At 63.7% G+C, this 12,703-nt stretch carries 16 protein-coding genes and 1 other RNA gene; 6 read left to right on the top strand and 11 right to left on the bottom strand.

The window, feature by feature from the left end; translation table 11 throughout:
- Window positions 1-97 precede the first annotated feature (97 nt).
- From hflC to H8B02_RS24670, 10 genes are all read right to left on the bottom strand, one after another.
- Complete coding sequence (gene hflC, locus H8B02_RS24715) at window positions 98-997, bottom strand: protease modulator HflC (protein ID WP_212310484.1); 900 nt, start codon at window positions 995-997, stop codon at window positions 98-100.
- Window positions 994-2,136, bottom strand: a complete 1,143-nt coding sequence (hflK, locus tag H8B02_RS24710) for an FtsH protease activity modulator HflK (protein WP_212310485.1) — start codon at window positions 2,134-2,136, stop codon at window positions 994-996. The genes hflC and hflK overlap by 4 nt, the downstream gene beginning before the upstream one ends.
- Window positions 2,137-2,280: 144 nt before the next feature.
- On the bottom strand, window positions 2,281-2,793 hold the full coding sequence (locus H8B02_RS24705; protein WP_229168670.1) for a dihydrofolate reductase: 513 nt from the start codon (window positions 2,791-2,793) through the stop codon (window positions 2,281-2,283).
- Window positions 2,793-3,278 (bottom strand): GNAT family N-acetyltransferase, encoded by a 486-nt coding sequence (locus tag H8B02_RS24700; protein WP_229168669.1) that lies wholly within the window; start codon window positions 3,276-3,278, stop codon window positions 2,793-2,795. The genes H8B02_RS24705 and H8B02_RS24700 overlap by 1 nt, the downstream gene beginning before the upstream one ends.
- Before the next feature lie 8 nt (window positions 3,279-3,286).
- A complete protein-coding gene (locus H8B02_RS24695) occupies window positions 3,287-4,081 on the bottom strand; it encodes a thymidylate synthase (RefSeq protein WP_092115855.1) in 795 nt (264 codons plus the stop codon).
- A 177-nt stretch (window positions 4,082-4,258) separates the two neighbouring features.
- Window positions 4,259-5,239 (bottom strand): tripartite tricarboxylate transporter substrate binding protein BugD, encoded by a 981-nt coding sequence (locus tag H8B02_RS24690; protein WP_229168668.1) that lies wholly within the window; start codon window positions 5,237-5,239, stop codon window positions 4,259-4,261.
- Between the two features lie 185 nt (window positions 5,240-5,424).
- Window positions 5,425-6,939 carry a tripartite tricarboxylate transporter permease gene (locus tag H8B02_RS24685; RefSeq protein ID WP_212310489.1) on the bottom strand — a complete coding sequence of 505 codons (1,515 nt, stop codon included), beginning with the start codon at window positions 6,937-6,939 and terminating at the stop codon, window positions 5,425-5,427.
- A 7-nt stretch (window positions 6,940-6,946) separates the two neighbouring features.
- Window positions 6,947-7,447: a tripartite tricarboxylate transporter TctB family protein gene (locus H8B02_RS24680; RefSeq protein WP_229168667.1), complete on the bottom strand. Its 501-nt coding sequence runs from the start codon at window positions 7,445-7,447 to the stop codon at window positions 6,947-6,949.
- A 92-nt stretch (window positions 7,448-7,539) separates the two neighbouring features.
- Window positions 7,540-8,073, bottom strand: a complete 534-nt coding sequence (locus H8B02_RS24675; protein WP_229168666.1) for a chromate transporter — start codon at window positions 8,071-8,073, stop codon at window positions 7,540-7,542.
- Window positions 8,070-8,681, bottom strand: a complete 612-nt coding sequence (locus H8B02_RS24670; RefSeq protein WP_229168665.1) for a chromate transporter — start codon at window positions 8,679-8,681, stop codon at window positions 8,070-8,072. The genes H8B02_RS24675 and H8B02_RS24670 overlap by 4 nt, the downstream gene beginning before the upstream one ends.
- Window positions 8,682-8,781: 100 nt before the next feature.
- Between H8B02_RS24670 and ssrA the strand changes: the two genes are divergently transcribed.
- The 6 genes from ssrA (at window position 8,782) to H8B02_RS24640 (ending at window position 12,547) form a co-directional block, all read left to right on the top strand.
- Window positions 8,782-9,147: a transfer-messenger RNA gene (gene ssrA / locus H8B02_RS24665) on the top strand.
- 142 nt (window positions 9,148-9,289) lie between these two features.
- Complete coding sequence (locus H8B02_RS24660; RefSeq protein WP_229168664.1) at window positions 9,290-9,811, top strand: SspB family protein; 522 nt, start codon at window positions 9,290-9,292, stop codon at window positions 9,809-9,811.
- Between the two features lie 175 nt (window positions 9,812-9,986).
- Complete coding sequence (gene fumC, locus H8B02_RS24655; RefSeq protein WP_229168663.1) at window positions 9,987-11,402, top strand: class II fumarate hydratase; 1,416 nt, start codon at window positions 9,987-9,989, stop codon at window positions 11,400-11,402.
- A gap of 275 nt (window positions 11,403-11,677) precedes the next feature.
- The gene (locus H8B02_RS24650; protein ID WP_173637960.1) at window positions 11,678-11,866 is read left to right on the top strand and encodes a DUF4169 family protein; all 189 of its coding nucleotides are present in this window, start codon (window positions 11,678-11,680) and stop codon (window positions 11,864-11,866) included.
- On the top strand, window positions 11,863-12,138 hold the full coding sequence (locus H8B02_RS24645) for a ribbon-helix-helix domain-containing protein (protein WP_024580116.1): 276 nt from the start codon (window positions 11,863-11,865) through the stop codon (window positions 12,136-12,138). The genes H8B02_RS24650 and H8B02_RS24645 overlap by 4 nt, the downstream gene beginning before the upstream one ends.
- Window positions 12,139-12,193: 55 nt before the next feature.
- A complete protein-coding gene (locus tag H8B02_RS24640; RefSeq protein ID WP_229168662.1) occupies window positions 12,194-12,547 on the top strand; it encodes a VOC family protein in 354 nt (117 codons plus the stop codon).
- Here the strand turns inward: H8B02_RS24640 and H8B02_RS24635 are convergent.
- On the bottom strand, window positions 12,522-12,703 hold a 182-nt coding region (locus H8B02_RS24635; protein WP_229168661.1), incomplete at its 5' end, for a hypothetical protein. The genes H8B02_RS24640 and H8B02_RS24635 overlap by 26 nt on opposite strands.

Genomic DNA, 12,703 nt, shown 5'->3' with positions numbered 1-12,703 from the left:
CTCCCGCTCGATGCTTATTGTTGTTGAGTGGCGGCGACGCGTGGTCCGCATCGCCGCCAGGTCGTGATGTTCAAGTCTTGATGTTCAGGTCTTGACGTTACTGTTTCGGCGCGGCGGCCGCCTCAGGCGCCTTGCCGTTCGCATTGCCGAAGTATCTGAAGAATTCCGAGTCCGGCCGCAACAGGAAACGTGTGTCGCCGGAGCGCAGACTATTCTCATAGGCCGTCATCGAGCGATAGAACGCGAAGAAGTCCTTGTCCTTGCCATAGGCCTCGGCGAACAGGCGGTTGCGCTCGGCATCGCCCGCACCGCGGGTTTGCTCCGCGGTCGAGTTCGCCTCGGCGACAATCACCGTTGCTTCGCGGTCGGCCTTGGAGCGGATCTCCTGCGCCTTCTGGTCACCCTGGGCACGGAACTCGGCCGCTTCGCGCTGACGCTCGGACTTCATCCGGTCGTACACCGCCTGGCTGTTCTGCTCCGGCAGGTCGGCGCGGCGGATCCGGACGTCGACGACCTCGATGCCGTAGCCGTCGGCCTCCTTGTCGAGCTGCTCGCGAATCCGCGCCATCAGCTTCTCGCGCTCGTCACGCACCACCGTGATGAAGGTGACCTCGCCGAGCACGCGGCGCAGCGCCGCGTTGAGCAGCGTCGTCAGCTGCAGGTTGGCGGCCTGGATAGAGCCGACGCTGGTGTAGTAGCGCAGCGCATTCTTGATGCGATAGCGCGCGAAGGCGTCGACCACCAGCCGCTTCTGGTCGGAGGCGATCACCTCCTGCGACGGGTTTTCGAGATCGAGGATGCGCTTGTCGACGTTGATCACCGAATTCCACGGCGCCTTGAAGTGCAGGCCGGGATCGGTGACGACCTCAACCGGCTCGCCGAACCGCAGGACGATGGTCTGCTCAGTCTGCTGCACGGTGAACATCGAGCTGTAGCCGACGGCGAGCACGATGAAGAGGACGATCAGGGACACAATGCCGGTGACAGGGGACCTCATCGGGTGGCTCCCTGCTGCTGGCCGGTCGTGGCCGGCGCTGCTGCCGGACGCCGCGGCGTCAGTTCGCCGAGCGGAAGATAGGGCACGATGTTCTGGCCCTGGCCGCCGTCATAGACCAGCTTCTCGGAGCTACCGAGCACGCGTTCCATGGTCTCGAGATAGATGCGCTCGCGCGTCACTTCGGGTGCCTTCTTGTATTCATCATAGACTTTCAGGAAGCGTGCGCTCTGGCCCTTGGCCTCGGCGACCGCCTGCTCCTTGTAGCCTTCTGCGGCCTGCAGGATCTGTGCGGAACGACCACGCGCTTCCGGCACGATCCGGTTGGCGTAGGTCTGCGCCTCGTTCTGCTTGCGCTCGAGGTCGGAGCGCGCCGCCTGCACGTCGCGGAATGCGTCGATCACCTGCGCCGGCGGATCGACCTTCTGCATCTGCACCTGGGTGATCTGGATGCCCGCGCTGTAGTTGTCGAGCGTCTTCTGCATCAGTTCCTGGACGTTCTGCTCGGTGACGTTGCGCGCCCCGGTCAGGATCGGCTGGATCTGCGAGCGGCCGATCACCTCACGCATCGCGCTTTCGGCGACCGCCTTCACGGTGCCTTCGGGATTCTGGATGTTGAACAGGTAGGCGCCGGCCCCGCCGGGCTTGATGCGCCACAACACGGTGAAGTCGACGTCGACGATGTTCTCGTCGCCGGTCAGCATCAGGCTCTCTTCCGGCACGTCGCGCATGGTGCGGCCGCGCCGTGCGGGATCGTCGATCAGGGTCATGCCGATCGAGATCGTGTTGACGCGCAGCGCCTTCGGCAGCAGCACCGTCTCGATCGGATACGGCAGGTGATAGCGCAGGCCCGGCTGGGCATCGCGGACGTATTTGCCGAAGCGCAGCACGACGCCGAGCTCTTCGGACTGGACGCGGAAGATCCCGGTGGCGAACCAGATCGCCAGCGCGGCGACCAGCACCAGCGCGATGCCCATGCCGCTGAAATGACCGCCGGGCAGCCACTGCTGCAGCCGGTCCTGGCCGCGCCGCAGCAGATCCTCAAGATCCGGCGGCCTTGGCCCGGCCGACTGCGGACCTGTGCCCCATGGCCCTTTCGGACCCGAGCCCCACGGCCCCCCGCCTTGATTTTTCCACGGCATCAAACGTCTCCTCGACAAGTCCGGACGGGACGCCCGGCCTCGAATGTCCGGCCCGGTTATAGGGGACCGCTAGGGCCCTTACAACGCAAGCTTCCTGGCCGGACGAGCTATGCGCCGGGCCACAATTGTCAATGCAAACATTGGTTAACCCCGGCCGCGCCGACGATATGTCACATAGGAGAAGTCGGCGCTGTCGTCCGGACCTGCCGGATTTCGCACGCGCGCGACCTCGTCCCACTCCTTCGCTTCGATTTTGTCGAACCGTGTATCGCCGTCCGGCCGGGCGTGAACCTCGGTGATCTCCAGGCGATCGGCCGTGCCCATCCATTGCGCATAGATTTCCGCACCACCGATGACGGCAATTTCAGTGGCGAAACGCCGCAGCGCGTCACCAAGCGCAATTGCGCGGGCGTTTTCGAACGATGTGGTGACGATCGCACCACGCGCGCGGTAGTTCGCATCGCGCGTCACCACGATGTTGGTGCGACCCGGCAGCGGCCTGCGCAGGGATTCGAACGTCTTGCGTCCCATCACGACAGGCCGGTTCAGGGTGAGCGCCTTGAAGCGCTGCTGATCGGTCTTCAGCCGCCATGGAATTGCGTTGGCATTTCCGATCACGCCGTTCTCGGCGACCGCAACGACGAGCACGATCTCCATCAACGCGCCCCTTCCGCCAGCGCCGACAGCGCCTCGCCGGAGACGCGGCAAATCGTCCATTCGTCCATCAGCTCGGCGCCGAGCGACTTGTAGAATGCGATCGACGGCGCGTTCCAGTCGAGCACCGCCCATTGCAGCCGCGACCAGCCATTGGCGAGGCATTGCTTCGCCAGATGCACCAAGAGCGCCTTGCCGATGCCCTTGCCGCGCAGCGCCGGGCGCACGAAGAGGTCCTCGAGATAGATGCCGTGGCGACCGGCGAAGGTCGAGAAGTTGACGAACCAGACCGCGAAGCCGGCCGGCTCGCCGTTCCATTCCGCGATGTCGCAAGTAAGCCGCGGGTTGGCGCCGAACAGCGCCTCGGCGATATCGGCCTCGCTGGCCTGGACCTCGTGCAGGAGCTTTTCGTAGTCGGCGAGTTCGCGGACCAGCGAAAACACCAGTCCGGCCTCATCGGGCCGCGCGCGGCGGATGGTCAGCGACATGCAATCCCTCAGACCGCGACTTCAGCCTTGATGTGCGGATGCGGGTCGTAACCCTCGAGTTTGAAGTCCTCGTAGCGGAACGCGAAGATATCCTTCACGTCGGGATTGATCGCCATCGTCGGCAACGGCCGCGTCGGCCGCGTCAATTGCAGCCGCGCCTGCTCGAGGTGATTCGAGTAGAGATGCGCATCGCCGAGCGAGTGCACGAAGTCGCCGGGCTTGAGCCCGGTCACCTGCGCCACCATCATGGTCAGGAGCGCGTAGGAGGCGATGTTGAAGGGCACGCCGAGGAAGACGTCGCCGGAACGCTGATAGAGCTGGCAGGACAATTTGCCGTTCGCGACATAGAACTGGAACAGGCAGTGGCACGGCGGCAGCGCCATCTTGTCGACCTCGGCCGGATTCCAGGCGCTGACGATCAGCCGCCGCGAGTCCGGATTACGCTTGATCATCTCGATCACACCAGCGATCTGGTCGATGCTGCGGCCATCGGGCGCCGGCCACGACCGCCATTGCGAGCCGTAGACCGGGCCGAGATCGCCATTGGCGTCAGCCCATTCGTCCCAGATCGTGACGCCGTTGTCGTTGAGATATTTGATGTTGGTGTCGCCGGCGAGGAACCAGAGCAGCTCGTGCACGATCGCCTTCAGCGGCAACCGCTTGGTGGTCAGCATCGGAAAGCCGGCCGAGAGGTTGAAGCGCATCTGGTGGCCGAAGATCGACAGCGTGCCGGTGCCGGTGCGGTCGTGCTTCTCGGCGCCGTCGGCCAGGATGCGTTCGAGCAGGTCGTGGTACTGGTTCATGGCGTTGGTTTCGGACCCTTCGGGGGAAGCGGCGAACTTAACGGCCGAGGCTGCCAACCGACATGCCGATTCGGCGGATTGCACCGATTATACCCCGAAAAATGAGCACCCTTGTGCCAAACGACAAGAGGCGGAACCGGTGTTCTGCCCCTCATCTATCTGCTTGATCGCCTTGGCTTAACTGGCCGGCTTGAGCACCGGAGTCCACTTCGCGATCTCGCTTTTGACGAGGGTCGCGAGCGCCTCCGGCGTGCGGTTGGCGGGCGCCGGGATCACGCTGCCGAGATCGAGCAGCCGCTTGCGCACGTTCTCATCGTCGAGCGCCTTGATGGCCGCGGCATTCAGCGTGGCGATGATCGCGGGCGAAGTTCCCTTCGGCGCGAAGATCGCGTTCCAGGCCTGGGCCTGGAACGCCGGCAGGCCGGCCTCTGCCGTGGTCGGGACGTTGGGCAGCGACGGATTGCGCTCGGGGGTCGCGACCGCATAGGCCTTGATGGTGCCGGCGTTGATCTGCGGCACCGCGTTGACGATCTGGTCGCACATGTAATCGACCTGGCCGGCGACCAGCGCGTTCATCGCAGGGCCGGTGCCGTTGAACGGCACGCCGACCGGCTTGACGTCGAGGATCGAGTTCAACAGTTCGCAGGAGGCATGCGAGACCGAGCCGATGCCGGCATGCGCGGCGTTGACCTTCTCGGCATTGGCCTTCACGTAGGCGACGAATTCCTTCAAATCCTTCGGCGGGAAATCCTTGCGGGCAAGGATCAGGATCGGCGTGCCTGCGAGCAGCGCGACGGGCTCGAAATCCTTTTCCGGATGATAGGCGAGCTTCGGATAGAGCGGCACGGAAGCCGCGTGCGTGCCCATATGTCCGGTGACCAGCGTGTAGCCGTCATTGGCGGCGCGTGCGGCACGCGTCGTCGCCGTGGTGCCGCCGGCACCGACCACGTTCTCGATGACGATGCTCTGTCCGAGCGTCTGCGCCATGTGCGCGGTGACGATGCGCGAGATGACGTCGGTCGGACCGCCGGCTGCGAACGGCACGATCATGGTGATGGTGCGCGTCGGATAGGTTTGCGCGGAGGCCGGCACGGCGAATGCGCCCAGCGCGGCAAATGCCGAAAGGCATGCGCCCGCAAGCGAGCGAATGGACATCATCTCGATTCCTCCCGGGAACGTTTGACCAATAAAAATGCCGGCCAAATCGGCCGGCATTTTCATTTCACGAGACGACATCGAGTGTCGATTCGACTTCCGCCTGCGGCGCGCCGACGCAGGGCCGGCGCTCCCTGTTTGAGCATGATCTATCCGGAAAACCGCTTCACACTTTTCCGGATCATGCTCTAGCCCTCGGACTCCACGAACACTTCGTCGCGCTTCGCACGCAAGGTCGGCAGCACGGCGAGCACCAGGAGACCCGCCGCGATCGCCAGCAGCACCGCCGACAGCGGCCGCGACAGGAACACGCTCCAGTCGCCGCGTGAGATCAGGAGTGCACGCCGCAGGTTCTCTTCCATCAGCGGGCCCAGCACCATGCCGAGCAGCAGCGGTGCCGGCTCGAAATCGTGCTTGATCAGCCAGTAGCCGACCAGACCGAACGCGCCTGCGAGCACGACGTCGACCGGCGCGTTGTTCACCGAGTAGATGCCGATCGCGCAGAAGATCACGATCGAGGGGAACATCAGCCGGTACGGCACGCGCAGCAGACGGACCCAGATGCCGACCAGCGGCAGGTTGATGATGATCAGCATCAGATTGCCGATCCACATCGAGGCGATCATGCCCCAGACCAGGTCGGGCTGCTTCACCATCACCTGCGGACCCGGCACGATGCCATGAATCGTCATCGCGCCGACCATCAGCGCCATCACCGCATTCGGCGGGATGCCGAGGGTGAGCAGCGGGATGAACGAGGTCTGCGCCGCGGCATTGTTGGCGCTCTCCGGCGACGCCACGCCTTCGATCGCGCCGCGGCCGAACCGCGACGGATCCTTGGCAATCTTCTTCTCCAACGTATATGCGGCAAACGACGCGATCACGGCGCCGCCGCCCGGCAGGATGCCAAGGATCGAGCCCAGGATGGTGCCGCGCACGATTGCCGGCGCGGAATCCATCAGGTCCTTCCTGGTCGGCATCAGGCCGGTGATCTTCTGCTGCACCAGATCGCGGCTCATCTCGGCGCCGGCGTCGAGATTGCGGATGATCTCCGCGAAGCCGAACACGCCCATCGCCACCGTCGCGAAGCCGAGGCCGTCGGCAAGCTCGGGGATATTGAAGGCCATGCGCGAGGCGCCGGTCTCGATGTCGGAGCCGACCATCGACAGCAGCAGGCCGAACACGATCATCGCGATCGCCTTCAGCACCGAGCCCTTCGCGAGCACCACCGCGAAGATCAGGCCGAGCACCATCAGCGAGAAATATTCGGCCGGGCCGAACGCCAGCGCGAGCTTGGTCAGCGGTGCGCCGAGCACGGCGATCAGCACGGTCGCGACGCAACCGGCGAAGAACGAGCCGATCGCGGCGATCGCGAGCGCCGGGCCGGCGCGGCCCTGTCTTGCCATCTGGTGGCCGTCGAGCGCGGTGACCACCGACGTCGCCTCGCCCGGAATATTGACCAGGATCGAGGTGGTCGAGCCGCCATACTGCGCACCGTAATAGATGCCGGCCAGCATGATCAACGCGCCGACCGGCGGCAGGCCGAAGGTGATCGGCAGCAGCATCGCGACGGTGGCGATGGTGCCGATGCCCGGCAGCACGCCAACCAGCGTACCGACCAGTGCGCCGATCAGGCACATCAGAAGATTGATCGGCGAAAGCGCAACGGCAAAACCGTGGGCTAGATTGGCGAACAGTTCCATTGCGCCCTCACTGAATCAGGAAACGAGGGAACATCGGCATCGGAAGTCCCAACACGTAGGGGAAAAGCAGCGCGCAACCGATCGTCAGGCAGCCGCCGACGATGATGGCCTCGATCCATTTCGTCTCATGCGAGCCCATCGCCGCGATCAGGAAGGCGGCAAAGGCGGAGACCACGAGCCCGAGCGGACGGATCGCCACCGCGAAGAACACGATTGCCGCCGACACGAACAGCGGCCCGCGCCAGGAATAGGCCGCGATATGCGGACCATCCCGCAGAACTCCCACCAGCGCCACAGCGCCGCCGAGCAACAACAGCAGCACGGCGAACATGCGCGGCGCGGTTCCGGCGCCGAACGAGAATCCGTGCATGCCCTGCAGATCGCTGGAGGCCCACAAGGCAAACAGCGCAACCGCCATCATGGCGATCCCGCCGACAAAGTCCTGCGGACCGCGCACCCATTCCGGCAAGATCGATTTGACCGGCGCCTCGCTTGGCGTATCGCTCATGACTTCGCTTCCCCCGTCAGGGCTGTCCGCCCATTGTGATTGAATGGCTTGGCTTGTGGTGCGTTGACCGAAAGCCTTGCTAGCGATTTTCGTCAGACAACGCCAGCAAAACCCAAAAGACCTCCGGCAAGCAACATCCATAAGGGATTGATCCGTGTCGCAAAAGCAAGCGCGGCTGCGACAATGGTGATCAGGACCGCGATCCAACTTTGGTCTGATGTCTGCGCCACGATCAGGCCGGAGGCGGCCATCAAGCCGATCGACAGCGGAACCAATGCCGCCTGAATGATCGCCGGCCAGCGCGCGTCGCGCGAGCGATCGAGGAAACGGCTCACATAATAGGCGAGCAGCGCGGTAGGTCCGCACATCGCCACCGTCGCGGCCAATGCCCCGCCGACGCCTGCGACAGAATAGCCTATCAACGTCACGATCAGCACGTTCGGTCCCGGCGAGAGCTGCGAGATCGCGAACACGTCGGCGAACTGCTTGTCGGTCAGCCAATGATGCACGTCGACGGCGGCGCGGTGCATTTCGGAGATCGCCGAATTGGCCCCGCCGACCGCAAACAGCGACATCAGGCCGAAGGTCCAGACAAGTGCTGCGATCGGGCTGGACTCCGAGCTCATGCCTTCACCATGCGGCGTGCCAGGACCGTCGTCGCAATGCTGAGCGGGATCGCCACCACCAGCACAATCTGGAGCGGCCATCGGATCAGACCGATCGCGACGAAAACCGCCGCCAGAATGATGAGGCCTGTGACATCACGCCGTTTCAACAGCGGCATCATCATCTTGAGGACGACGGCGAACAGCAGCCCGACCGCGGCACAGGCGACGCCTGCGAGTGTTCGGCGCAGGATGTCGATATCGCCGTAGCGGGCATAGAGTGCGGCAAGGACGGTCGCGATCACCATCGGCGGTCCGACCAGCCCGGCGAAGGCCGCAAGCCCGCCGGCGATGCCACGAAAGCGCGAGCCGAAGACGACCGACAGGTTGACGATGTTCGGACCTGGCAGGAAATGGCACAGCGCGAAGGTCTCGTTGAACTCCTCCGCCGTCATCCAGCGGTGCTGCTCGACGATCGACCGCCGGGCCCAGACCAGGACCCCGCCAAAGCCGGCCAGCGACATCTTGGCAAAGGCCAGGAACAGCTCGAGCAGGCCGGGCTGGAGGGGCGGAGACGGTGCGGAGGCATCCGGCGCCGGGGCGGCGACCGGCGGGGATTCCGGGGGCATGGGCAAAATCTAGAACGGCGCCAACACAGCGCCAAGACGCAGCGCCGAGACGGCGGCCAACCCAAATCGGCCTGTTTCAGACCTGAACAAGCCTGAATCGGCTCTATTTTTCTTCGTTCGTGCCGCCTATATTGGGGGTGCCGGTTCGCCGGCTATGGAAATAAATGGCCGTCGCAATAAACCATTCGGACCCGGGGGCGGTACCCGGCGCCTCCACCAAAGCCCATCCGAGCCTCTAGCTTTGGTGGCTTTTGGCGGGGGCGAAATAGGATCGACGAGGGCGTAAAGGGCGTGTTTTTTCTCGGTATGGTTCCGCCGTTATCGGGCTAATGCAATAGTTGCCAACGACAACTTTGCTCCGGTTGCTCAGGCTGCGTAACGCAGTTTGAAAGACCATCTTAAAGTCCTAACGGGTTAAGCTCCGTTAGGCGGGGTTCGGAGGCACCTGGCAACAGAAGCCTCCACTTTATTCCCGATCGAGCGTCCGCCCGCATTTTCCGCTGCCAGCCCTGCTGATTTCCGGGTCCCGGCGGAGTAGCATGGCCAAAAGGGCGAGTCGGACGGGTCCGGCGATGCCTTGCCGGCATTTTCGAAGCGACAGGAATACGATGGCGACCGATCACATCCGATATGACGTGCTGGCGCGCGACGCGCTGCGCGGGGTGCTGCGCCGGGTCTTGTCCGACGCCGCCGAACATGGCCTGCCAGGTGAGCACCATTTCTACATCACCTTCCTCTCGCACGGCGACGGCGTGAAGCTGTCGCCGCGGCTGCTCGCGCAGTATCCGGAGGAGATGACCATCATCCTGCAGCACCAGTTCTGGGATCTGGTGGTGACCGAGGACCGGTTCGAGGTCGGCCTGTCGTTCGGCGGGATTCCCGAGCGGCTGAACGTGCCGTTCGCCGCGGTGACCCGCTTCCTCGATCCGTCCGCTCCGTTCGATCTGCGGTTCGACGTCTCGGAGGCATTGTCCGAGGAGGCCCCTCCCGCGACGGCACCGGGCTCTCCCCTTCCCGCACCGGCCGCCCGGGCGGCAGTCGAGACCGAGACCGCCGAGACCGAGCAGGAGCCTGCGAAGCCCAGCGAAGGCGCCGAGGTCGTGCGGCTGGACCGCTTCCGCAAGAAATAATCTAAACACCGATCGATCCTCGACCTTGTAGGATGCATTCGAGGGCCGGGATGACAGATCGTCATCCCGGACTATCTTCTGCATGACGTGCCTCCGCGCGGACGCTGTCGCGTTGCCGCGGCGAAAAGCCGGCGCACCGCCGGATCACGTTCTGATGACGCAACGGAGAGCATCCATGGCTCAATCGACGACACCATCCAACGCCGCCACCCGTAGCGAGACCGACAGCTTCGGTCCGATCGACGTCGCCGTCGATCGCTACTGGGGCGCGCAGACCGAGCGCTCGCGGCAGAATTTCAAGATCGGCCACGACCGGATGCCGATCGCGATCATTCACGCACTCGCCATCGTCAAGCTCGCCGCGGCTGAAACCAATCGCGAACTCGGCCAGCTCGATGCACGCCGCGCCGACGCGATCATCAGCGCCGCCAGGGAAGTGATCGAGGGTCAGCTCGACGATCATTTTCCGCTGGTCGTCTGGCAGACCGGCTCGGGCACGCAAACCAACATGAACGTGAACGAGGTGATCGCCAACCGCGCCAACCAGATGCTCGGCGGCGAGCTTGGCGCCAAGCAGCCGATCCATCCGAATGATCACGTCAACATGAGCCAGTCGTCGAACGACTCGTTCCCGACCGCGATGCATATCGCAGCGGCCGGCCGTATCATCGCCGACCTGATCCCCTCGCTCACCGAGCTGCATCGGGCGCTGCACCGGAAGCAGGAGGCGTTTGCCAAGATCGTGAAGATCGGGCGCACGCATACCCAGGACGCGACGCCGCTGACGCTCGGCCAGGAATTCTCCGGCTACGCCGCGCAGGTCGAGAGCGGCATCGCGCGGCTGCACATTGCGGTGAAGGAGCTGTTTCCGCTCGCGCAGGGCGGCACCGCTGTCGGCACCGGCCTCAACTCGAAGCCGGAATTCGCCAACGCTTTCGCCAAGCATGTCGCCGAGATCACCAAGCTGCCGTTCACCAGCGCGGCAAACAAGTTCGAGGCGCTCGCGTCCAACGACGCCTATGTGCTGGTGCATGGCGCGATCAATTCGGTGGCGACCGGCCTGTTCAAGATCGCCAACGACATCCGCTTCCTCGGCTCGGGCCCGCGCTCGGGCCTCGGCGAGTTGATCCTGCCCGAGAACGAGCCGGGCTCGTCGATCATGCCGGGCAAGGTCAATCCGACCCAGTGCGAGGCCATGACCATGGTCTGTTGCCAGGTGTTCGGCAATCAGACCACGATCACCGTCGCGGGCAGCCAGGGCCATTTCGAGCTCAACGTGTACAAGCCCGTGTTGGCATATTGTATGATAAATTCCATTCACTTGCTGTCTGACGTTGTCCGCTCATTTACTGAGCATTGCGTTGTCGGAATACGCGCCGACGAAAAGCGCATCAACGAGCTGATGCAGCGCTCGCTGATGCTGGTGACGGCGCTCGCGCCGAAGATCGGTTACGACAACGCAGCCAAGGTCGCGAAGTCGGCGCACGCGCACGGAACGACGTTGAAGGAAGAGGCTTTGCGGCTCGGATTCGTAACTGCCGACGAATTCGATCGCCTCGTGCAGCCGGACAAAATGACACACCCTGGCTGAAGCGAAGCGCGCAATGTCCGGATAATTACGGTCAGCGCGCGTGATATAATTATGGATCATAACGCCTAAAGGCTAAGGCTGTTTGCCTATCAGCTCTGCGCTGGCGCATGGTACAGACGTCTAGTTTTCGCAGAGCGAAACGGATTCTTTGATGCTATCACAAGCATCAAATGGGGATTCGGGATGGATATCGAGCCGGGCGCTTTGCGCGATCGCTCTTGCTTTCGTCACGATGCATCACCAATTCCGCTCTGGGGACGATGAGGACGACGAGCATGGGCGACGTGGTCAACCTGAAACGATTCAAGAAGCGCGGTGAGCGCGAACAAGCAGCAAAGCAGGCCGAAGCCAATCGTGCGCTATTCGGTCGCACCAAATCCGAACGAGCGCGTGACGAATTTCTCGGCGAGCGCAGTACGCGCGTGCTCGATCAGCACCGCATCGAAAGTGGTGACGCATCATGAAGTCTCCCGTCGTCAAGCGGTCGATCGTCGTCGCCGGTCACAAGACCAGCGTCAGCCTCGAAGAAGCCTTCTGGAACGGCATGAAGGAGATTTCCGGTCTGCGGAACATGACGCTGTCGGAGTTGGTCGGCGAGATCGACAACAACCGTCAGCAGGGCAATCTGTCCTCCGCGATCCGGCTTTTCGTGCTCGACTACTTCCGCTCGCGCGCCACCCCGGCCGTGCCGACGGATGTCAGGCCGCAACAGGTCGACACGCGCCAGCAGGCCTGACGGCCTTGCCGACCGTCGCTCCAGCAGACGGTCGTTCCGCCGCGTGGACTTCAGCATGAGGGTCAATCGCATCGTCGCGAACGTTGCCGCATCAGATGTCGCGGCAGCGAAGTCGTTCTATCGCGATATCCTCGGCCTCGAGCCGCTGATGGATTTCGGTTGGGTTGCGACTTACGGTTCATCCGAAACGATGCAGGTTCAAATCAGCTTCGCCTCCGAAGGTGGCTCCGGCACGCCGGTGCCCGATCTCTCGATCGAGGTCGACGACCTCGACGAAGCGCTGCACCGGATGCAGGCCGCCGGCATTGCGATCGAATACGGACCGGCGGACGAGCCGTGGGGCGTGCGGCGCTTCTTCGTCCGCGATCCCTTCGGCCGGCTGATCAATATTCTCCAGCACCAAGCGTAAGCTCTGGATTCCTGTTCTGACTCGTTTTCATCACGCGAACCGGTAACCCACTTCGCTTGAAGACGCTTTCTAGTTCTGCATCGCCGGCCGCGGCGGCGGATTGGCGACCTGCGGCGTCAGCGACAGCGGCGGCCGCAGCGGCCTCGACCTGGCTGC

It is taken from the genome of Bradyrhizobium altum, assembly GCF_020889705.1.
Lineage (GTDB): Bacteria > Pseudomonadota > Alphaproteobacteria > Rhizobiales > Xanthobacteraceae > Bradyrhizobium > Bradyrhizobium altum.
This window is presented reverse-complemented; position numbering and strand designations above follow the sequence as displayed.

Coding starts and splice junctions, on each gene's coding strand:
- hflC (WP_212310484.1), bottom strand. CDS start 997: ATGAGGTCCCCTGTCACCGGCATTGTGTCCCTGATCGTCCTCTTCATC.
- hflK (WP_212310485.1), bottom strand. CDS start 2,136: ATGCCGTGGAAAAATCAAGGCGGGGGGCCGTGGGGCTCGGGTCCGAAA.
- H8B02_RS24705 (WP_229168670.1), bottom strand. CDS start 2,793: ATGGAGATCGTGCTCGTCGTTGCGGTCGCCGAGAACGGCGTGATCGGA.
- H8B02_RS24700 (WP_229168669.1), bottom strand. CDS start 3,278: ATGTCGCTGACCATCCGCCGCGCGCGGCCCGATGAGGCCGGACTGGTG.
- H8B02_RS24695 (WP_092115855.1), bottom strand. CDS start 4,081: ATGAACCAGTACCACGACCTGCTCGAACGCATCCTGGCCGACGGCGCC.
- H8B02_RS24690 (WP_229168668.1), bottom strand. CDS start 5,239: ATGATGTCCATTCGCTCGCTTGCGGGCGCATGCCTTTCGGCATTTGCC.
- H8B02_RS24685 (WP_212310489.1), bottom strand. CDS start 6,939: ATGGAACTGTTCGCCAATCTAGCCCACGGTTTTGCCGTTGCGCTTTCG.
- H8B02_RS24680 (WP_229168667.1), bottom strand. CDS start 7,447: ATGAGCGATACGCCAAGCGAGGCGCCGGTCAAATCGATCTTGCCGGAA.
- H8B02_RS24675 (WP_229168666.1), bottom strand. CDS start 8,073: ATGAGCTCGGAGTCCAGCCCGATCGCAGCACTTGTCTGGACCTTCGGC.
- H8B02_RS24670 (WP_229168665.1), bottom strand. CDS start 8,681: ATGCCCCCGGAATCCCCGCCGGTCGCCGCCCCGGCGCCGGATGCCTCC.
- H8B02_RS24660 (WP_229168664.1), top strand. CDS start 9,290: ATGGCGACCGATCACATCCGATATGACGTGCTGGCGCGCGACGCGCTG.
- fumC (WP_229168663.1), top strand. CDS start 9,987: ATGGCTCAATCGACGACACCATCCAACGCCGCCACCCGTAGCGAGACC.
- H8B02_RS24650 (WP_173637960.1), top strand. CDS start 11,678: ATGGGCGACGTGGTCAACCTGAAACGATTCAAGAAGCGCGGTGAGCGC.
- H8B02_RS24645 (WP_024580116.1), top strand. CDS start 11,863: ATGAAGTCTCCCGTCGTCAAGCGGTCGATCGTCGTCGCCGGTCACAAG.
- H8B02_RS24640 (WP_229168662.1), top strand. CDS start 12,194: ATGAGGGTCAATCGCATCGTCGCGAACGTTGCCGCATCAGATGTCGCG.